Raw genomic sequence first — 20,168 nt, 5'->3', positions numbered from 1 at the left:
CCGGAAGGTACGGGAGGCAATGGCCTGTTCCACGGCTCTCCCACGGTGCGGTTACCCGTCCGCTCCCGGCATCGGGCACCATTAGGCACGATGGTCGATGCTCTTCTCGCGCTCCTGGCGACCCTTGGTGCCTTAGTGGCCACCGGGTTGCTGGTCCAGCGCGCCTACAAGGACCGGCTGCTCTACCTCATCGCCTGGTCGTTCACCCAGGTCGGGCTGACGCTCGCCCTGCTGTGCATGGCGTTCGGGTTCATGATGGGGTTCAACGGCCCGCTGTTCCGCGTCCTGGAACTCGGCGCCGCGCTGATCGGGCCGGTCTGGCTCGCGCTCGGCATGATCGAGCTGATCGCGCGGTACGTGCAGGTGCGGTTCGCCGCCTGGCTGTTCGCGATCTCCTACACGGTCGTCGCGATCGTCATCCTCATCCTGGACCCGCTCAAGGGCTCGCTCTCCAAGAGCCTGCCCAAGCCGAGCGCCACCTACGACGCGCTGCCGCTGCTGCTGATCGACGGGGCGCACGTCGTCGCGGTGATCTCGCTCGCGGCGTGCACCGGCGTCACCGCGTGGCTGGCCAGCAAGCAGGACCAGGAGGCCGCCGAGCTGCTCATCCCGATCGCGCTGGTCGCCCTCGCGGGCGTCCTCGTGGTCAGCGGCACCCGCGGCTTCCTGCCCGCGCCGCTCGCGGTGATCGCGCTCGGCGCCGCGGCGGGCCTGGTCTGGTACGGCGCGATGCGCACGATCCCCGTGTACGACGAAGAGGGGTACGACGGCTACGACCGGGGCGACTTCGCGGGCGAGCCCGCGACCGGCTACGAGGAGCAGGCGTACGCGATGAAGCCCGAGCCCGTCCCGGCGCCGACCCCGTCCCCCGAGCCGAGGACGCCCGAGCCGCGCCGCGGCGAGCTGCGGTTCCCCGAGCCGGCCGCCGAGGAGCTGCGCTTCGCGGCCGACAACCCGGCCGGGCCCACCGCCGTCGACGGCCTGGGCGGTCGCGGCGGCCTCCCGGCCGGGGCGCCCGCGGGCCTGCCCGCCCCGGGCGGCATCCCGCCGATGGGCGGCGAGCTGGCGAACGCGTGCGGCCAGATCACCGTCTACACGCTGCTGGACGGACGCGAGGAGGCCTTCGACCGGCTCGCCGCCGACCTGGTGAAGGCGGCGCTGGCGGCCGAGCCCGACACGGTGGTCTTCGCCTGCCACGAGGTGGTCGGCGGCCCCACGCAGCGGATCTTCTACCAGCTGTTCCGGGACGAGGCGGCGTTCGCCGCGCACCGCGGGCAGGCGCACCTGCGGCGGTTCCTGGCCGAGTCGCGCACCCACGTGCTGGCCACCAACGTGATCGAGCTGAAGCTGGGCCCGGCGAAGGTGCCGCTGCCCGCGCCGGAGTTCCCCGGGAGGTGACGTGCCGGACGCGATCGTGATCACGCTGCTCGGCAAGCCCGGCTGCCACCTGTGCGACGACGCCCGCGCGGTGATCGAGCGGGTCGCCGGCGACCTCGGCGTGGCGTGGGAGGAGCGCGACATCACGCGGTCGGAGGCCGACCACGAGAAGTACTGGGAGCAGATCCCGGTCACGCTGATCAACGGCGTCCAGCACGACTTCTGGCGCGTCGACGAGGGCCGCCTCCGCGCCGCCGTCGCGAAACTTCGCTGATCCCGGCGCCGGGACCGCGCGGCGGTGTCGGGTAAGTCACATCCGAACGACATTCGGGTTTGTTCGGCGTACCCTGCAAGTCCCTGATGGACGGGCTTTCCGCGGCACCGTCCGGCCCATCCGACCGGGGGGTGACTTTGTGCGCGTGTTCACAAAGGCTTAACCTGGTGGCCAGCCCTGGGGGCGGTCGGGCCGCGGTCGTCAGGCCGTTACCGAGCCGCGCGCACCGGGGCGAGGGGCTCACCGAGCGCCCCGTCCCCAGCGTCGAGCCCGAAGAGCAGGCCGTGACACCTCGACAGAACCGGCACCGCGACCGTGCGGGCCGCGGCATCCCCGAAGCCACCGTGGCGCGGCTCCCGGTGTACCTGCGCGCCCTCACCGGGCTGCAGGAGCGCGGCGTCGCGACCGTCTCCTCCGAGGAGCTGGCGGCCGCCGCCGGCGTCAACTCCGCCAAGCTCCGCAAGGACCTGTCCCACCTCGGCTCCTACGGGACCCGCGGCGTCGGCTACGAGGTCGAGTACCTCGTCTACCAGATCTCCCGCGAGCTGGGCCTCACCCAGGACTGGGTCGTCGCCATCATCGGGGTCGGTAACCTGGGCCGTGCGCTGGCCGGCTACGGCGGTTTCGCGTCCCGCGGCTTCCGCGTGGCGGGCCTGCTCGACGCGGACGACTCCATCGTCGGCCAGGAGATCTCCGGCATGACGGTGCAGCACATCGACCTGCTGGAGGACATCATCACGGGCCACGGCGTGTCCATCGCCGTGATCGCGACGCCCGCGGGCGCGGCCCAGGGGGTCTGCGATCGCGTGGTCGCCGCGGGCGTGACCAGCGTGCTGAACTTCGCCCCCGTGGTGCTGTCGGTGCCCGACGGCGTCGACGTGCGCAAGGTCGACCTGTCCATCGAACTCCAGATCCTCGCGTTCCACGAGCAGCGCAAGGCCGGCGGACCGGACGGCTTCGCCCCGCTGGCCGCCGGGGACGCGCCCCCCGGCACCGCGCAGTACGTAGAGACGGTGGAAGCATGAGCGCAGGCACGATTCAGATGATCATGAGCGAGGGTGCGGCATGAGCATTCTGGTGGTGGGGCTCAGTCACCGCAGCGCGCCGGTGGCGGTGCTGGAACGGGCGGCCGTGGCCGGGGACGACCTGGTCAAGCTGCTGCACGCGGTGCACGACTCCGCGAACGTCGCCGAGTCCGCGATCGTCTCGACGTGCAACCGGGTCGAGATCTACGCGGTCGTCGACAAGTTCCACGGCGGCGTCTCGGCGATCTCCGAGCTGCTCGCGCTGCACTCCGGCGTCCCGATGGACGACCTGTCGCGGCACCTGTACGTCCACTACGAGGAGCGGGCCGTCCAGCACGCCTTCGCCGTCGCGTGCGGGCTGGAGTCGATGGTCGTCGGCGAGGGCCAGATCCTCGGCCAGATCCGGCAGGCGTTCAAGCTCGCGAAGGACGAGGGCACGCTCGGCCGCGACCTGCACGACGTCCTGCAGCAGTCGCTGCGGGTGGGCAAGCGCGCGCACCACGAGACCGGCATCGACAAGGCCGGCGCGTCGCTGGTCAGCGTGGGCCTGGAGGTCGCCGCCCGGCATCTCGGGCCGCTGGACGGCGTCCGGGCGCTGGTGGTCGGCGCCGGCTCGATGAGCTCGCTGGCCGCGGCCACGCTGAGCCGCGCGGGCGCCCGCGAGGTCGTGGTCGCCAACCGCACCCACGCGAAGGCCGTCCGCCTCGCCGGGTCGCTGGACGTTCCGGCCCGCGCCGTCGAGCTGTCCGCGCTGGACGCCGAGATCGCCGGCGCCGACCTGGTGGTGTCGTGCACCGGCGCCGGCGGCCTCGTGCTGACGGCCGCGCAGCTGCGGGCGCGCGGCGTCGGGGACGACGGCGGGCGCCGGTTCTTCCTCGACCTGGCCCTGCCGCACGACATCGACCGGTCCGTCCGCGACCTCGACGGCGTCGAGCTCGCCGGGCTGGACGACCTGCGGACCGCGCAGGAGGCCGCGAAGGCGATCGGCCCGGCGGCCGTCGAGGCGGTCCGCCGGATCGTCTGCGATGAGGTCGAGGCGTTCCTCAGCGCGGCCCGCGCCGCCGCCGTCGCGCCGACCGTCGTCGCGCTGCGCAGCATGGCCGCCGGGGTCGTGGAGGCGGAGCTGGCCCGGCTGTCCGGCCGGGTCCCCGAGATGGACGACCGGGACCGCAGGGAGATCGAGCAGACCGTGCGGCGCGTGGTGGACAAGCTGCTCCACGCCCCGACCGTCCGGGTCAAGGAGCTGGCGGCGGCGCCGGGCGGCGACTCCTACGCCGACGCGCTGCGCGAGCTGTTCGGCCTCGACCCGAAGGCCCCCGAGGCGGTGGCCCGCGCCGACTTGCGCGAGGACGAGCCGGCCGTGGTGGACGCCGCGGAGGCCGGCTGCGTCAGCCCGACGCCCGTGCACGGGCTGTGGACGGCCGCGCCGGGGAGCGCCGCGCCGGACGATGTGAACGTGGAGACGGTGAACGCCCAGGCCGCGAGCGTCCGGGCGGTCAGTGCCCGGGACGCGGTCCCGGCGCGCGAAGGAGACGAGACGTGACTACCGACAGGGGCCCGCTGCGGCTCGGCACCCGCAAGAGCCTGATGGCGACGACGCAGTCGCAGGGCGTCGCGGACGCGTTGACGCGGCTGACGGGGCATGCCGTCGAGCTGGTCGGGGTAACGACGCAGGGTGATGTCTCCAAGGCCCTGCTCGCCCAGATCGGCGGAACGGGCGTGTTCGTCAACGCGCTCCGCGACAAGGTCCTCTCCGGCGAGGTGGACTTCGCGGTGCACTCGCTGAAGGACCTGCCGACGTCCGAGACGCCGGGGATCGCACTCGCCGCCACCCCGCCGCGCGACGACCCGCGGGACGCCCTGTGCGGGCCGTGCAAGCTCGCCGACCTGCCGCGCGGCGCCCGCGTGGGCACCGGCTCGCCGCGCCGGGTCGCGCAGCTGCGCGCCCTCCGCCCGGACCTGGAGATCATCCCGATCCGCGGCAACGCCGACACCCGGCTCCGCAAGATCACCGACGGTGAGCTGGACGCCGTGGTGCTGGCGCACGCCGGCCTGAAGCGGATCGGCCGGCTGGCGGAGGTCGGCGAGGTCTTCGACCCCGACCAGATGCTGCCCGCGCCCGGCCAGGGGTCGCTCGCGCTCGAATGCCGCTCCGACCGGGGCGACCTGCTGGAGCTGCTTGGAACGGTCGACGACGCCGCGACGCGGCGGGCCGTCACCGCCGAGCGGACGGTGCTGGCCGTGCTGGAGGCGGGCTGCTCCGCGCCCGTGGGAACATACGCCGCCGAAGTAGATGAGAAGCTGCATCTGACGGCGACCGTCGCCGCGTACGACGGGAGCCGGCAGATCAGGCTGTCCGCAAGCGGCCACCCGGACGACGCCGAGCAGATCGGCCGCGACCTCGCGGCCCGGCTGCTCGCGCAGGGGGCCGACCAGTTGATGGGGGAGCGCGATTGAGCCCCGCAGCGAAGAGCACCGCCGCCGCGAGCACGACCGCCGAGAGCACGACCGCCGAGGGCAGGCCCGGTGCCGCGGCACCGAGCCGGACCGCCGACCCGGGGACGGTCGCGATCGTCGGCATGGGCCCGGGCGACCCCGGCCTGCTGACGCTGCGCGCCGCCGCCGAGCTGGAACGCGCCGACACCGTCATCGTGAGCCGCGCGCACTGCCCCGCCGACATCCTCGCGCACTGCCGCGCGGACGCGGAGATCCTCGACACCGCCGAGGGCGACCCGGTCAAGCTCGCCGTCCGCGCCGCCAAGGCCGGCCGGCGCGTCGTCCGCATGTTCGCCGGCGACCCGGGCGTCGCCTGCGGCCTCGCCGCCGAGGGCGCCGCGCTGCGCAAGGCGGGCGTGCCGTTCGAGGTCGTCCCCGGCGTGTCCGCCGTGACCGGCGTGCCCGGCTACGCGGGCATCCCGCTCACCGACTCCGAGCACCGCGAGTTCCGGTTCGTGGACGCCTCCGCCGGCGGCGTCGACTGGGAGGAGTTCGCGAGCTCCGCCGCCACGCTGGTCATCGCCGGCGCGGAGAGCGCGGTCGCCGAGGTCGCCAAGGGCCTGGTCGCGGCCGGGCGCGCCGACTCCACCCCCGCCGCGATGACGAGCCTCGGCTCCACCACCGAGCAGGAGACGGTCGTGTCGACGCTGAGCAGGCTCGCGCCCGACACCAAGGGCATGGAGTCGCCCGCCCTGATCATCGTCGGGGACGTCGTGAGGTGGCGCGACAAGCTGTCCTGGTTCGAGACCAAACCGCTGTTCGGCTGGCGGGTGCTGGTGCCGCGCACCAAGGAGCAGGCCGCGACGCTGTCGGACCAGCTGCGCGGGTACGGGGCCGTCCCCGACGAGGTCCCGACCATCTCCGTCGAGCCGCCGCGCACCCCGCAGCAGATGGACCGGGCCGTCAAGGGCCTCGTCACCGGACGCTACGAGTGGGTGGTGTTCACCTCCACCAACGCGGTGAAGGCCGTCCGGGAGAAGTTCACCGACTACGGCCTCGACGCCCGCGCGTTCGCCGGGCTGAAGGTCGCGGCCGTCGGCGAGCAGACCTCGGCCGCGCTGGTCGAGTTCGGCGTGCAGCCCGACCTCGTCCCGTCCGGGGAGCAGTCCGGGGAGGGCCTCGCGGCCGAGTGGCCGCCCTACGACGAGGACCTCGACCCCATCAACCGGGTGCTGCTGCCGCGCGCCGACATCGCCACCGACGTGCTCATCGCCAGGCTGACCGAGCTGGGCTGGGAGTGCGAGGACGTGACCGCCTACCGGACGGTCCGGGCCGCGCCGCCGCCCGCCCCGATCCGCGAGGCGATCAAGGGCGGCGGGTTCGACGCCGTGCTGTTCACCTCGTCCTCCACGGTGAAGAACCTGATCGGGATCGCCGGCAAGCCGCACAACGTGACGGTGATCGCCGTGATCGGCCCGCAGACCGCGAAGACCGCCCAGGAATACGGGCTCCGCGTCGACGTCATGGCGGAAAAGCCGTCCGTATCGGCCCTCGCCGAGGCGCTCGCGGAGTACGGTGCGAACCGGCGGGCGGCCCAGATCGAGGCGGGGGACCCGCTCCGCAAGCCCAGCCAGATGCGCCGGGGGGCCCGGCGCCGGAAGTAGCAGCCACCCAGAGGGAAGCCATGTCCGCACAGTTCCCCGTCGCGCGCCCGCGGCGGTTGCGCCGCACGCCCGCGCTGCGCCGGATGGTCGCCGAGACGCGGCTCGCCCCGGCCGACCTCATCCTGCCGATGTTCGTCAAGGAGGGCATCGCCGAGGCGCAGCCCGTCGCGTCCATGCCGGGCGTGTACCAGCACACCCGCGACAGCCTGCGCAAGGCGGCGCACGAGGCGGCCGAGGCGGGCGTCGGCGGGATCATCCTGTTCGGCGTCCCCGCGGTGAAGGACGGCACCGGCTCCGCCGCCGACGACCCGGACGGCATCGTCCAGCTCGCGCTGCGCGACCTCGCGTCCGACCTCGGCGACACGACCGTGATCATGACGGACCTGTGCCTGGACGAGTACACCGACCACGGCCACTGCGGCATCGTCACCGGCTCCGGCGAGATCGACAACGACGCCACGCTGGAGCGGTACGCCTCCATCGCCGTCGCGCAGGCCGACGCGGGCGCCGCGGTCGTCGGCCCGTCCGGCATGATGGACGGCCAGGTGGGCGTGATCCGGCAGGCCCTCGACCAGGCCGGCCACACCGACACCGCGATCCTGGCCTACTCGGTGAAGTACGCCTCCGCGTACTACGGCCCGTTCCGCGAAGCCGCCGAATGCGCGCCGCGGTTCGGTGACCGTGCGTCGCACCAGCAGGACCCGGCCAACGCCGACGAGTCCATCCGCGAGGTCCTCCTCGACCTGGAGGAGGGCGCCGACATGGTCATGGTGAAGCCCGCCGGCGCCTACCTCGACATCGTCCACCGCGTCCGCGACACCGTGGACGTCCCCGTGGCCGCCTACCAGGTGAGCGGCGAATACGCGATGATCGAGGCCGCCGCCGCCCAGGGCTGGATCGACCGCGAGCGCACCATCATGGAGTCCCTCACCTCCATCCGCCGGGCCGGCGCCGACCTGATCCTGACGTACTGGGCCACCGAGGCCGCCAGGAGGTGCTAGCCCAGGGCGGTGAGCGCCCCCGCCGGCGATGCCGGCGGGGGCTTTGCTGGTTTTGGGGCGGGAGATCACTAGTCACTTAGGGTCGTTTTCCGGGGGTTGCCGTGCCCGGCGGTGAGCGCGCCGGGCATCATCGGTGACGAGGAACCCATGCGCGACCTTGGGCTATGTGGGGGGCGAGATGCTGGCGGTCACGGGGCACAGGCGGCAGAAGGCGGGGCGGAACCGGATGGCCGCGGCGGCGTGCGAGTACGCCGGGTTCGGCTGGCCGAGCTTTCCGGGCGCGCACGTCGGCGGTGACAGGGCGTGTTCGTGCGACCGAATCGGCTGTCCCGATCCCGGTGCGCATCCGGTATCGGCGGCCTGGGCGCATCAGGCCTCCGTCGATCCCGGTGTGATCGAGGGCTGGTGGTCGAAACGGCCGCAGGCCAACGTGATCCTGCCGACGGGCCGGGTCTTCGACGTGTTCGACGTCCCGGCCGCCGCCGGAGCGATCGCCCTCGACCGGATCGAGCGGGAGGACATTCCCGTCGGTCCGGTCGCTTCGTTCGGGGACGAGCGGCACCTGTTCTTCGTCGCGACCCGCGGCGCGCCCGCCGACGAGGACGAGTGGTGGTCGTGCCACCTCGACACCCTGCCGGAGGACGTCGCCGAGACGCCCGGGATGCGGTGGCACTGCCGCGACAGCTACGTCGTCGCGCCGCCGTCCGTGCTGCCGCACGGGCGCGAGGTCGGCTGGCTGCGGCCGCCCGGCGGCGCGCTGCCCGACCCGCTGCGGCTGCTGGGCGTCCTCGCGGACGCCTGCGAGGACGCCTAGCGCGGCGCCTTGACGGCGGGCTTCGCGCCCCACTGGGAGTAGGAGCCGCGCTGGATCTGGTTGCGGCCCTTCTCCGGCCCGGCGCGGACCCAGAACTTGACCGGGCGGTTCGCCGCGTCGAACTTGATCGCGAAGGCGATCTGCTGGGCGCCGGTCGCCTGCGCCATCCGCGCGTACATGGGGCCGAGGCCGGGCGCCTGCGCGAGTTTCGCGGCCGGAGCCTCGCCCTCGTAGATCCCGTCCGCCTGCGTGAGCTTCGTCGCCGATCGCAGCAGCGTGGTCAGGTTCGCGACGGAGGCGCCCTGGCGGACCTGGTCGGCCGCCGCCGGGTAGCCGCGCCCGCCGAGCGCCGACGACTTCCACTTCTTGCCCACGCGCACGTACAGCCGGTTCTGGACGATGACGGCGGGCAGCGCCTTGCGGGCCGAGCCCGTCCCGGCGAGCGTCATCGTGAAGGACGCCTGGTCGCCCTGGAGCCCGAACGTGCCGCGGCTGCTGACGGGGTAGCCGCAGCAGCCTGACTGCTGGTAGCTGAACGCGGCGCCGGGCGCGGCGGCGACGGCCTGGTCGATCTGGGTGATGAGCGGCGCCGGGTCGACGCCGCCGGCGGGCAGCGCCGCCTGCGGGGTGCTGCTCTGCGCCGGGGTCGGGTCGGGCGGCGGGTTCTTGCCGTCCTTCTTCAGCAGCGTCAGCGCGCCCGCGGCGCCCCCGGCGAGGACGAGCACGGCGACGGCGGCGACCACCCACGGCGTCCGCGACCGGCCGCCGGGCTGCTTGCCCGCGACGACCGGGTTCCGGCCGCTGCTGCGGGACGGCTTGGGCTTCGGCGGCTCCGGCCGCAGCGCGGCCTGCGCGGCGAGCTCGGTGAGCCGGCCGCGGCCCTGCGCCTCCCAGGACGGCCCGTACGCGGAGACGGCCGCGTCCTCCAGCGCGCCGAGGAGGTCGGCGGCCGACTTCGGGCGCTTCCCCGGGTCCTTCGCGAGGCCCTGGTGGACGAGGTCGCGCAGCGGCCCCGGCACCTCCTCGGCGGGGATCGGCGCCTCGCGGTGCAGCCGCGCCATGTTCCGGCCCGCGTACGGGGGGCGCCCGGTGAGGCACTCGTAGAAGATCGCGGTGGCGGCGTACAGGTCGGTGGCGACGGTGGCGGGCTCGCCGTCCCACAGCTCGGGCGCCGCGTACTGGGCGCCGAAGCGCACCTCGGTGCCCGCGGGCGCGGTCGCGAAGTCGGTGACCTGGGCGTTGCCCTCGGCGTCCACCAGGATGTTGGCGGGGCGCAGTGCGCCGTGCACGACGCCGTGCTGGTGCCCGGCGGCGAGGCCGAGGAGCGTGCCGCCCAGCATCGACAGGGCCGCGAGCGGGCCGGTGGGGCCCTGCGCGGCCAGCACCCGGCGCAGGCTGACGCCCTCGACCCACTGCATCACGATCGCCGCGCCGTCCGCGGACTCCACGAAGTCGTAGAAGTCCACGACGTTGGGGTCCTCGAGCTGCGAGAGGGGACGCGCCGCCGCGCGGAACCGCGTCAGAAAAGCCTCGTCGGCCGCGAGCGCGCCGTCGAGGTATTTGATCGCGACCTTCGTGCCCGTCGGGTCGTCGACCGCTAGCAGCACCCGGCCCGAGGCTCCGCCGCCGAGCTCCCGCTCGTGAGTGAATCCCGGGACCGTCCAGCCGTCAACCACGTTGAAAGCCCATCCCTCCGATGTCGTACTTGGTGGAATATCGGCCCGTACACCGCGAGGTCAAGGCAAGTCGCCGAACTGCAACTGAGAGACTGAAAACGTGACTGGTATCGATCGCTCCCAGCAGTTGTTCGACCGCGCCTCCGGGGTGGTCCCCGGAGGGGTCAACTCCCCGGTGCGGGCCTTCGGCGCCGTCGGCGGGACGCCCCGTTTCATGGCGTCCGCGCGCGGCCCCTACCTGACGGACGCCGACGGGAACACCTACGTCGACCTGGTGTGCTCCTGGGGTCCGATGATCCTCGGGCACGCGCACCCGGCCGTGGTCGAGGCGGTGCGGGACGCGGCGGGGCGCGGCACGTCCTACGGCGCCCCGACGCAGGGCGAGGTGGAGCTCGCCGAGGAGATCGTGTCGCGGACGCCCGCGGCCAAGGTCCGGCTCGTCAACTCGGGGACCGAGGCGACGATGTCGGCGATCCGGCTGGCGCGCGGCTTCACTGGACGCACCAAGATCGTGAAGTTCGCGGGCTGCTACCACGGGCACGTCGACTCGCTGCTCGCCGCGGCCGGTTCGGGCGTCGCGACGTTCGGGCTGCCCGACACGCCGGGCGTGACCGGCGCGACCACCGCGGACACGCTGATCCTCCCCTACAACGACGTCGCGGCCGTGGAGTCGGCGTTCGACGAGCACGGCACCGGCATCGCCTGCGTCATCACCGAGGCCGTCCCGTGCAACATGGGCGTGGTGCCGCCGCTGGCCGGGTTCAACGCGCTGCTGAAGCGGCTGTGCGAGCGGTACGGGGCGCTGCTCGTCGTCGACGAGGTGCTCACCGGGTTCCGCGCGTCCCGGTCCGGCTGGTTCGGGATCGAGGGCGTGCCGGGCGACCTGATGACGTTCGGGAAGGTGATGGGCGGCGGGCTGCCCGCCGCCGCGTTCGGCGGGCGCGCCGACGTCATGGACCACCTCGCCCCGGCCGGCCCCGTCTACCAGGCGGGCACGCTGTCGGGGAACCCGCTCGCCACCGCCGCCGGGCTGGCCACGCTGCGGAACGCCACCGGCGAGGTGTACGCCGCGATCGACCGGTCGGCGGAGATCGTCTCGACGGCCGCGTCGGAGGCGCTGGAGCGCGAGGGCGTCCCGCACTCGCTGCAGCACGCCGGCAACCTGTTCTCGATCTTCTTCAGCGAGACGCCGGTCGGCGACTTCGCCGCCGCCCAGCGCCAGGACTCCAAGGCGTACGCGGCGTTCTTCCACGCCGCCCTGGAGCGCGGCGTGTACCTGCCGCCGTCGGCGTACGAGGTGTGGTTCCTGTCGTCCGCGCACGACGAGGAGGCGCTGGGCCGCGTGCTGGAGGCCCTCCCGCACGCCGCCCGCGCCGCCGCCCAAGCGTCCTAGCGACCTTCAGAGGGCGGTGAAGGCCGCCATCGCGGCGGCGACCGACTCGGGACGCGGTGCGCGCAGCGGAGCGCGCACCGCCGGGTCGTCGATCACGCCGAGTTCGGCGAGGCACGCCTTGAGGACGGCCGGCGCCGGTTCGCCGAACAACGCGTCGACCATGGGGAGCAGCGCGTTGTGCAGGGCCAGCGCGTCCGCCGCCGGGCCGTGCCGGGTCGCGTCGAGCATCGCCGCGTAGGCGGACGGCGCGAGGCACGCGCTCGCGGTGACGCCGCCGGCCGCGCCGAGCCGGAGCATCGGGTACAGGTACGCGTCGTCCCCGCCGAGCACCTGCTTGCCGGGGCGGGACGCCAGCATCGTGAGCGTGCCGGCGTCGATGCCGCCCGCGCAGTGCTTCATCCCGGCGACGCAGTCGAGCGCGAGGATCGCGAGGAGCGTCTCGGCGGAGAGGTGCTTCCCCGTCCGGTACGGGATGTTGTACGGGACGAGCGGGACGTCCACGGCCGCGCCGACGGCGGCGAAGTGGTCGAGGACGGCCTCGTCCGACGGCCGCAGGTAGTACGGGACGACGACGAGCAGCGCGTCGGCGAACGCGGCCCGCTCGCGGGCCTCCCGGATCGAGTCGGCGGTGCCCGCCGTCCCGGCGCCGGCGATCAGCGGGGCGCCGTGCGCGTCGCAGGCGGCGCGGCACACCTCCAGGACCGTCCGCTGCTCGGCGGGGCTCAGCAGCGGCGCCTCGCCGGTCGTGCCGAGCGCGACGAGGCCGTCCGCGCCGTTCTCCAGGCAGTGGACGGCGAGCCGGTCGAGCGACTTGGCGTCGACCCCGCCCGAGGGGGTGAACGGCGTGACGAGCGAAGCGTGGATTCCGTGCATGTTCTGCATGTCGTGCATGTCAGGTCACCTCGTGGGTCCGGGCCGTGCCGGCGCGCGCGAGGGCGACGCGCAGGCGCGGCGGCAGGCGGACGCTCCCGGCGGCGACGCCCGCGATGATCAGCGCGGCGCCGGCCAGCCGCGTCGCGTTCACGTGCTCGCCGAGCAGGAGGGCCGCCGACACCAGCCCGAACGGCGGGACGAGCAGCGAGTACATGGCGACCGTGCCCGCCTCGTACCGGCGGATCAGCCATCCCCACGCGCCGAAGCCGAACAGGGTGGCCACGTAGGCGATGAACGCGAGCGACGCGACCCCGGCGACCGACAGGTGCCGCGCGGAGTCCGGCAGCGCGCCCGGCCCCTCGAAGATCAGCGACAGTGCGAGCAGCGGGAGCGGCGGCACCAGCGACATCCACACCATGAACCCGAACGCGTCGACCGGTTCCTCGGTGACCTGGTTCATCCGCCGCATCCCGACGTTCGCGAGCCCCCAGCCGGCGGCCCCGCCGAGGCAGACCAGGAACGCCGCCGCCGGGGAGCCGCCCTCGGCCTGCGCGACGCCGAGCAGCGCGACGCCGCCGAACGCGACGACCATGCCCGCGACCTGCCGGGCGCCGAGCCGCTCGCCGAGCAGCAGCCCCGCGAACAGCGCCGTGAAGATCGCCTGGACCTGGAGCACGACCGACGCGAGCCCCGCCGGCATGCCCATGCTCATGCCGATGAACAGCAGCCCGAACTGGCCGACGCCGAGCGGGAGGCCGATCAGCACGAACCAGCGCGCGGCGACCGGCGGCCGGCGGACGAGGAACACCGCCGGCACCGCCGCGGCCGTGAACCGCAGGGCGGCCATCAGCAGCGGCGGGAAGTCGTCCAGGGCCACCTTGATCGGCACGAAGTTGAAGCCCCACAGTGCCGCGATCAAGGTGGCCAGCAAAACGTGGCGGGATCTCATCCCACGATCGTGTCCGCCGAACTTTATTTAGGACAAGCGAGAAATACTTGACACCTCGTTTTAGTATTGCTTCATGCTTGATCTGGAACGGCTGCGCGCCCTCAACGCGGTCGCGACCTACGGCTCGGTCAGCGCCGCCGCCGACGTCCTGCACGTCACGACCTCGGCCGTCTCCCAGCAGCTCGCGAAGCTGGAGCGCGAGACGGGGCAGAAGCTCCTCGAACGCAACGGCCGCGGCGTCCGGCTCACCGACGCCGCCGAACTCCTCGTCGCGCACGCCGAGCGCATCCTGTCGCTCGTCGAGCAGGCGCAGGCCGATCTGGAGGCCCACCGCGGGTCCGTCGTCGGCCGGCTCACCCTCGCCGCCTTCCCGACCGCCGTCCGCGGGCTGATGCCCACGGCACTGCGCGCCCTCCGCGCCGACCACCCCGACCTCCGCGTCCGGCTCCGCGAGGAGGACCCGCTGCGCAGCATGCCGCTCGTCTCGCGCGGCGACCTCGACATGGCCGTCGTCCAGGACTGGAACAACGAGCCGCTGCCCTTCCACGACGGCCTGCACAAGGGCGTCATCTGCGACGACGTCGCGGACGTGGCGATGCCCGCCGAGCATCCGCTCGCCGGGCGCGACACGATCGACCTGGAGGAGCTGTCCGGCGACCCCTGGATCAGCTCCGTGCCGGACAGCATCTGCTGCGACTGGCTGCTGCGCACGCTCCGCGCCGTCGACAGCGAGCCCCGCATCGACCACATGGCCTACGAGTTCGCGACGCAGCTGTCCCTGGTCGCGGCCGGGCTCGGCAACGCGATCCTGCCGCGCCTCGGGCGCTGCGACGTCCCGCCCGGCGTGGCGATCGTCCCGCTGTCGGCGCCGCTGTCGCGCCGGGTGTACGCGGTGTGGCGGGAGGAGGCGGCCCGCCGCCCGGCGATCCGCGCCGCCGTCACCGCGCTGCGCGCCGCCGTCCCGGCCGACGTGCCGGCGGTCGCGCCCGTGCTGAGCTGACCCGTGCTGAGCTGACCCGAGCCGACCGTGCTGGGTTGGCCCGTGCTGGGTTGACCTGCTTTGGGTGGTTCGCCGTGAAGATCGTCTTTCGGTAGGTTCTCCCCCGATCGTGGCGGTCGGCGGGGAGGGCACGTGGACGGCGACTGGCGGGTCGAGGGGTACACCGAGGTACGCGAGCTCGGCGCGGGCGCCCAGGGTCGGGTGGTGCTCGCCCGGCACGACGCGTCCGGGACCCCGGTGGCGATCAAGTACCTGGCCACCCGGGCGGACGAGGCGGACCGCGAGCGGCTCCGGCACGAGGCCCTGATGCTCGGCCGGGCCGAGAGCCCGCACGTGGCGCGGCTCTTCCGGCTCGTCGAGGGGCCGGAGACCACCGCCATCGTCATGGAGGCCGTCGACGGCGTCTCCCTCAAGGAACTCCTGAACCGGCACGGCGCGCTCGGCCCGGAGGCGTCCCTGGCCGTCCTCAAGGGGTCGCTGCTGGGGCTCGCCGCCGCGCACGCGGTCGGCGTCGTCCACCGCGACTACAAGCCCGCGAACGTCGTCGTCCCGGCGGACGGGCGGAGCCGCCTCGTCGACTTCGGTATCGCCGCCGCGGCCGGCGCGGAGGCGGGCGGCGCCGGCACCCCGTACTACATGGCGCCCGAGCAGTGGAGCCGGCACGTCGCCACCCCCGCGTCCGACGTGTACGCGGCGACCTGCGTGTTCGTCGAGTGCGTGACGGGACGGCGGCCCTACACGGGCGGGCGCGCCGAGCTGATGCGGGCCCATCTCACCGGCGAGATCCCGGTCGACGCGGTGCCGGAGGCGCTGCGCCCGCTGGTCCGCCGGGGCATGGCCAAGGCGCCGGAGGACCGTCCGGGCGGCGCCGCCCTCTTCGTGGACGACCTGGAGCGCACCGCCGGCGAGACCTACGGCCGGGACTGGGAGGCCCGGGGCGTGCGGGCCCTGTCGGCGGGCGCGGTCGCGCTCGCCGCGCTGTTCCCGCTCGCCGCGTGGCTGATGCCGGGCGCCGCGGGCGCGGCCACCGCGGCCACCGCGGCCGGGACCGCGACCGGGACCGCGGCCGGAGCGGCGGCCGGGACGGGGGCCGGGGCCGGCGCGGCGTCCACCGCCGGGAAGGTCGCCGGAGCCTCCGCGATCAAGGCGTTCCTGGGCAGCGGCGCCGGGATGACGGCCGCCGCCGTCGGGACGGCCGCGGTGATCGGGGCGGGCGCCGTCGCCGTCCAGCAGGTCACGAAGGACGATCCGGCGCCGCGGCCGTCCGCGACGGCCAGGGTCGCGGACGTGCGGCCGTGCGTCACCCAGGCGCCGGGCGCCGTCATCACGCCGTCGGGGGGCCCCGCGAAGGTGACGCTCCCGGCCCAGGTGACGCTGCCGAAGAACGCCGCCGTTTACCGGTCCGGGCAGGGCCTGCTGATCGGTCCGGCCGGCGACGAGTGCGAGGGGTCGATCGGCGCCAACGGCGGCTCCAGCACGGTCGGCGACTTCGGGACGGCGGAGGTCACCCAGGTCTGGCAGGGGTCGATCGGCGGCATCCGGAGCCAGCTCTGCCAGTACTTCCCCGAGTCCGCGCAGGCGGACCGGGAACGGGCGCAGGGCAACGAGTGCACGAGCGCCCTGGGCAACTGGGAGCCGCTGGAGACGGGCGTCCCCGGCGTCCAGGCCGTGCTCACCCGCGGGCTGGGCACCGACGACCTTCCGCCGTCGCCCGCCGTGAAGGCGGAGGTGGCCGTCCTGACACGGGACGGCGCGGTCTCGCCGATCTCCTGCGTCGCCCCCGCGGCGAACGCCGACATCTGCAAGTCGGCGCTGGTGCTGTGGTTCGTCCAGCACCTGGGGGACGCGAAACCGGCGGAGGCCGTCCTCGACGAGGCCGCCAAGCGCATCGCCGGGTACGTCGACGCCACCCGCATCTGACCGGTCCCTCCCCGGTGGGGCCGGGGGACGGGTCAGGAACGTCGCGCAGGTAATCTGACCGCGATGACTGACACGACGATCGTTCACCTGCTGCGGCACGGTGAGGTGCACAACCCCGAGGGAATCCTCTACGGGCGGCTGCCCGGCTACCGCCTGAGCGAGGACGGCATCCTCATGGCGAAGGCCGCCGCGAAATGGTTCGCCGACCGGGACGTCACCGCCCTCTTCTCGTCGCCCATGCAGCGGGCGCTGGAGACGGCCGCGCCGCTCGCGGACTCGCTGGACCTCCCGGTGACCGTGGACGATCGTCTGATCGAGGCCGACAACCACTTCGAGGGGCTGACGTTCGGGGCCGGGGCCGGCTCGCTGCGCCGTCCCGAGCACTGGCGCCACCTCGTCAACCCCCTGAAGCCGTCCTGGGGCGAGCCGTACAAGCAGCTCGCCGCGCGGATGCGGGCCGCCGTGATCCGGGCGCGGGAGGCGGCGCGCGGCCACGAGGCCGTGTGCGTCAGCCACCAGCTGCCGATCTGGATCCTGCGGCTGCACGCCGAGCGCCGCCGGCTGTGGCACCACCCGAGCAGGCGCGAGTGCGGCCTGGCCAGCCTGACGAGCCTGACGTTCGAGGGCGGCCGGCTCGTCGAGGTCGCCTATTGTGAGCCCGCCGCCGGGATCGCGAAGGGCCCCAGTGTCGCGGGCGCCTGACCGCACCCGCTAAGTTGTGTACTACGTCCTGTAGTAGTAGGAGGGTCCGTTGAGCCCCCGAATCTCCCCGCCGCGCGCCGCCACCGCTGCCGTCGCGCTCTGCGGGCTGCTCGCCGGGTGCGCCGGGACGAGCGCCTCCGGCAGCGGGCCCGACGGCGGCGACCAGCGGTTCATCTCCGGTGACGGGAACGTGACCCGGTACGAGCCGGCCGGGCGCAAGAGCGTCCAGGACGTCACCGGGGAGCGCCTCGACGGCACGTCGTTCAAGCTGTCCGAGCTCAAGGGCAAGGTCGTCGTCGTCAACTTCTGGGCGTCGTGGTGCGCGCCGTGCCGCGGCGAGGCGCCGTCCCTGGAGCAGGTCCACACCGAGAGCAAGGGCCAGGGCGTCGAGTTCGTCGGCGTCAACTTCAAGGACTCCAAGGCCAACGCGCAGGCGTTCGAGCGCAAGTTCAAGATCACGTACCCGAGCCTGTTCGACGCGGACGGCCAGGTCACGCTGGCGTTCCGGGAGGTGCCGCCGAGCGCGATCCCGAGCACGCTCGTCCTCGACCGGCAGGGCCGGATCGCCGCCCGCATCATCGGCGCGACGACCTACTCCAAGCTGAACCCGCTGGTCGCCAAGACCGTCCAGGAGAAGTGAGCGCGGCGGAGAAGTGAGCGCGGTCGAGACGTGAGCACGGTCAACGAGACGGTCGTCAGCGGGTCGCTGGTGGCGGCGGCGCCGCTGGCGGCCCTCGCCGGGCTCGTCTCGTTCGCGTCGCCGTGCGTGCTGCCGCTGGTCCCCGGCTACCTGTCGTACGTGACCGGGATGACCGGCGTCGACCTCGCCGAGCAGCGGCGGGGCCGGCTCCTCGCCGGGGCGCTGCTGTTCATCGCGGGCTTCAGCGTCGTGTTCGTCAGCTACGGCGTCGTCTTCGGCGGCCTCGGACGGTGGCTGCTGGAGTACCAGGACACGATCACCCGCGTCCTCGGCGTCGTCACGATCGTGTTCGGCCTCGCGTTCATGGGGTTCGTCCCCGGGTTGCAGCGGACGGTGAAGTCGGGGCGGCTGCCGGCGGCGGGGCTCGCCGGCGCGCCGCTCCTCGGCGTCCTGTTCGGGCTCGGCTGGACGCCGTGCATCGGGCCGACGCTCGGCGCCGTGCAGGGCCTCGCGATCACCGAGGCCAGCGCCGGGCGGGGCGCGCTGCTGTCGCTGGCGTACTGCCTCGGCCTCGGCCTGCCCTTCGTGGCGACCGCGCTCGCCTACCGCAGGGCGCTCGGCGCGTTCGGCGCCGTGAAGCGCCACTACCCCCTCGTCATGCGGATCGGCGGGGGGATGCTCGTCCTCATCGGGGTGCTGCTCGTGAGCGGCCTGTGGGGGAACCTGACGATCGAGCTGAGGTCGTGGATCAGCGGCTTCGAACCGGTGATTTGAGATGACTGAGACAACGGAATCGGGCACCGAGGCGCCCGCCGCGCGGCAGGCTCCCGAGGAGGTGCCGCGCCCCAGCGGCATCGGCCCGTTCGGTTGGCTGCGCTGGGCCTGGCGGCAGCTCACCACGATGCGGACCGCGCTGATCCTGCTGTTCCTGGTCGCGCTGGGCGCGGTGCCCGGGTCGGTCCTGCCGCAGCGGGGCCAGGCGCCGGAGAAGGTCGCGGCCTACCTCGACGAGCACCGGACGCTCGGCCCGTGGCTCGACAGGTTCTCGATGTTCGACGTGTTCGCCGCGCCCTGGTTCGCGGCGATCTACATCCTGCTGTTCGTGTCGCTGGCGGGCTGCGTCCTGCCGCGCGCCGTCAAGCACTACAGGTCGATGCGGGCCCGCCCGCCGGCGGCGCCCCGCAACCTGGGCCGGCTGCCGCAGTCCGCGACGTACGAGACGGACGCGTCCCCCGAGGACGTCCTCGCCGAGGCCCGCACGGTGCTGCGCGGGCGCCGGTTCCGGGTGGACGTCTCCGGCGGCGCCGCGTCCGCCGAGAAGGGCTACCTGGGGGAGAGCGGCAACCTGCTGTTCCACCTGGCGCTGCTCGCGCTGCTGTTCGCGCTCGGCCTCGGCAACCTGCTCGGCTACCGGGGGAACGTCCTGCTGACGGAGGGCAAGACGTTCGCGAACTCGCTGAGCCTGTACGACCAGTTCCAGCCGGGACGCGCGTTCCACGGCGGCGAGCTGGCCCCCTTCACGGTCACGCTGGACGACTTCCGGGCGCAGTACGAGACCGAGGGCGCCAAGCGCGGCCAGGCCACCGCGTTCAACGCGAAGGTCCGCTACCGGGAGAGCCCGGACGGCAGGTCCAAGCCGTGGGACCTGCGGATCAACCATCCGCTGAAGGTCGGCGGCGCGAAGGTGTACCTGCTCGGCCACGGGTACGCGCCCGTGTTCACCGTCCGGGACGCCAAGGGCAATGTCGCCTTCCAGGACTCGGTGCCGTTCCTGGAGATGGAGCCGCGCAACCTGACGTCCGAGGGCGTCATCAAGGTCCCCGACGCGGAGCCCGACCAGCTCGCCTTCTACGCGATCCTGTGGCCGACCGCCACGGCCAGCCGGGACGGCAAGCAGATCGTGTCGGCGTTCCCCGCGCCGGTCCGCCCGGTCATCACCATCACCGCGTTCAAGGGCGACATCGGCCTGGACTCCGGCACCCCCCAGTCGGTCTACAAGCTGGAGGGCATCGGCACGACGCTCCAGCCCGTCAAGGGCGGCCAGAAGCTGCTGGAGCCCGGCGAGACCTTCACGCTGCCCGGGAACGCCGGCTCGATCACGTTCGACGGGCTCAAGGAGTGGACGAGCCTGTCGGTCAACCACGACCCCGGCCGCATCCCGGCGCTGGTCGCGGCGATCCTCGCGGTGCTCGGCGTGGCGACCTCGTTCATGGTCCGGCGCCGCAGGGTGTGGGTCCGTGCGAGCGCCGGAGAGGGCGGGCGTACGGTTGTGGAGGTCGGCGGTCTCACGCTGGGCAACCCGACCCCGGAGTTCGACGACATCGTGACCGCGCTGCGCGGTCCGGAATCCGGTTCCGCGCCCGCCGAGGGCGACCCCGACGCCGATCAGGAACCCGGGTCGGCCCCCGAATCGAAGGAGTGACG

General features: G+C 73.7%; 18 protein-coding genes. 15 read left to right on the top strand and 3 right to left on the bottom strand.

From position 1 onward, the window contains the following. Window positions 1-90 precede the first annotated feature (90 nt). The 8 genes from SM611_RS25805 to SM611_RS25770 all read left to right on the top strand — a co-directional run bounded on the left by SM611_RS25805 (window position 91) and on the right by SM611_RS25770 (window position 8,591). Window positions 91-1,398, top strand: a complete 1,308-nt coding sequence (locus SM611_RS25805; protein WP_371952521.1) for a putative quinol monooxygenase — start codon at window positions 91-93, stop codon at window positions 1,396-1,398. A gap of 1 nt (window position 1,399) precedes the next feature. After that, entirely contained in the window at window positions 1,400-1,651 is a 252-nt protein-coding gene (locus SM611_RS25800; RefSeq protein ID WP_371952520.1) for a glutaredoxin family protein, read from the top strand. A gap of 284 nt (window positions 1,652-1,935) precedes the next feature. After that, entirely contained in the window at window positions 1,936-2,676 is a 741-nt protein-coding gene (locus tag SM611_RS25795; RefSeq protein ID WP_371952518.1) for a redox-sensing transcriptional repressor Rex, read from the top strand. Window positions 2,677-2,716: 40 nt separating this feature from the next. Further along, complete coding sequence (locus tag SM611_RS25790; protein ID WP_371952516.1) at window positions 2,717-4,219, top strand: glutamyl-tRNA reductase; 1,503 nt, start codon at window positions 2,717-2,719, stop codon at window positions 4,217-4,219. A gap of 44 nt (window positions 4,220-4,263) precedes the next feature. Beyond that, window positions 4,264-5,133: a hydroxymethylbilane synthase gene (gene hemC / locus SM611_RS25785; protein WP_371952718.1), complete on the top strand. Its 870-nt coding sequence runs from the start codon at window positions 4,264-4,266 to the stop codon at window positions 5,131-5,133. A gap of 113 nt (window positions 5,134-5,246) precedes the next feature. Then, window positions 5,247-6,776: a bifunctional uroporphyrinogen-III C-methyltransferase/uroporphyrinogen-III synthase gene (locus SM611_RS25780; RefSeq protein WP_371952716.1), complete on the top strand. Its 1,530-nt coding sequence runs from the start codon at window positions 5,247-5,249 to the stop codon at window positions 6,774-6,776. A 20-nt stretch (window positions 6,777-6,796) separates the two neighbouring features. After that, entirely contained in the window at window positions 6,797-7,777 is a 981-nt protein-coding gene (gene hemB / locus SM611_RS25775; protein WP_371952514.1) for a porphobilinogen synthase, read from the top strand. Window positions 7,778-7,955: 178 nt separating this feature from the next. Next, a complete protein-coding gene (locus tag SM611_RS25770) occupies window positions 7,956-8,591 on the top strand; it encodes a bifunctional DNA primase/polymerase (protein ID WP_371952512.1) in 636 nt (211 codons plus the stop codon). Here SM611_RS25770 and SM611_RS25765 read toward each other — a convergent pair. Continuing rightward, on the bottom strand, window positions 8,588-10,267 hold the full coding sequence (locus SM611_RS25765; RefSeq protein ID WP_371952510.1) for a serine/threonine-protein kinase: 1,680 nt from the start codon (window positions 10,265-10,267) through the stop codon (window positions 8,588-8,590). The two genes, SM611_RS25770 and SM611_RS25765, sit on opposite strands and share 4 nt — an antisense overlap. Before the next feature lie 100 nt (window positions 10,268-10,367). Between SM611_RS25765 and hemL the strand changes: the two genes are divergently transcribed. After that, the gene (gene hemL / locus SM611_RS25760) at window positions 10,368-11,660 is read left to right on the top strand and encodes a glutamate-1-semialdehyde 2,1-aminomutase (RefSeq protein WP_371952508.1); all 1,293 of its coding nucleotides are present in this window, start codon (window positions 10,368-10,370) and stop codon (window positions 11,658-11,660) included. Window positions 11,661-11,666: 6 nt separating this feature from the next. Here the strand turns inward: hemL and SM611_RS25755 are convergent, their stop codons facing one another. Continuing rightward, window positions 11,667-12,551 carry a dihydrodipicolinate synthase family protein gene (locus tag SM611_RS25755; protein ID WP_371952507.1) on the bottom strand — a complete coding sequence of 295 codons (885 nt, stop codon included), beginning with the start codon at window positions 12,549-12,551 and terminating at the stop codon, window positions 11,667-11,669. A 1-nt stretch (window position 12,552) separates the two neighbouring features. Continuing rightward, on the bottom strand, window positions 12,553-13,482 hold the full coding sequence (locus tag SM611_RS25750) for an EamA family transporter (RefSeq protein ID WP_371952505.1): 930 nt from the start codon (window positions 13,480-13,482) through the stop codon (window positions 12,553-12,555). A 73-nt stretch (window positions 13,483-13,555) separates the two neighbouring features. Here SM611_RS25750 and SM611_RS25745 point away from each other — a divergent pair, with 73 nt between their 5' ends. The 6 genes from SM611_RS25745 (at window position 13,556) to resB (ending at window position 20,166) form a co-directional block, all read left to right on the top strand. Continuing rightward, window positions 13,556-14,482, top strand: a complete 927-nt coding sequence (locus SM611_RS25745; protein WP_371952503.1) for a LysR family transcriptional regulator — start codon at window positions 13,556-13,558, stop codon at window positions 14,480-14,482. A gap of 132 nt (window positions 14,483-14,614) precedes the next feature. Then, window positions 14,615-16,402 carry a serine/threonine-protein kinase gene (locus SM611_RS25740; RefSeq protein ID WP_371952501.1) on the top strand — a complete coding sequence of 596 codons (1,788 nt, stop codon included), beginning with the start codon at window positions 14,615-14,617 and terminating at the stop codon, window positions 16,400-16,402. A 63-nt stretch (window positions 16,403-16,465) separates the two neighbouring features. Next, window positions 16,466-17,104: a histidine phosphatase family protein gene (locus SM611_RS25735; protein WP_371952499.1), complete on the top strand. Its 639-nt coding sequence runs from the start codon at window positions 16,466-16,468 to the stop codon at window positions 17,102-17,104. A gap of 49 nt (window positions 17,105-17,153) precedes the next feature. Further along, complete coding sequence (locus tag SM611_RS25730) at window positions 17,154-17,744, top strand: TlpA family protein disulfide reductase (RefSeq protein ID WP_371952498.1); 591 nt, start codon at window positions 17,154-17,156, stop codon at window positions 17,742-17,744. 30 nt (window positions 17,745-17,774) lie between these two features. Next, window positions 17,775-18,518: a cytochrome c biogenesis CcdA family protein gene (locus SM611_RS25725; protein ID WP_371952496.1), complete on the top strand. Its 744-nt coding sequence runs from the start codon at window positions 17,775-17,777 to the stop codon at window positions 18,516-18,518. 1 nt (window position 18,519) lies between these two features. Continuing rightward, window positions 18,520-20,166 carry a cytochrome c biogenesis protein ResB gene (gene resB, locus SM611_RS25720; protein WP_371952494.1) on the top strand — a complete coding sequence of 549 codons (1,647 nt, stop codon included), beginning with the start codon at window positions 18,520-18,522 and terminating at the stop codon, window positions 20,164-20,166. Window positions 20,167-20,168 lie beyond the last annotated feature (2 nt).

Origin of the sequence: Actinomadura monticuli, assembly GCF_041463655.1 — a bacterium.
In the GTDB taxonomy this organism is placed as follows: domain Bacteria; phylum Actinomycetota; class Actinomycetes; order Streptosporangiales; family Streptosporangiaceae; genus Spirillospora; species Spirillospora monticuli.
This window is presented reverse-complemented; position numbering and strand designations above follow the sequence as displayed.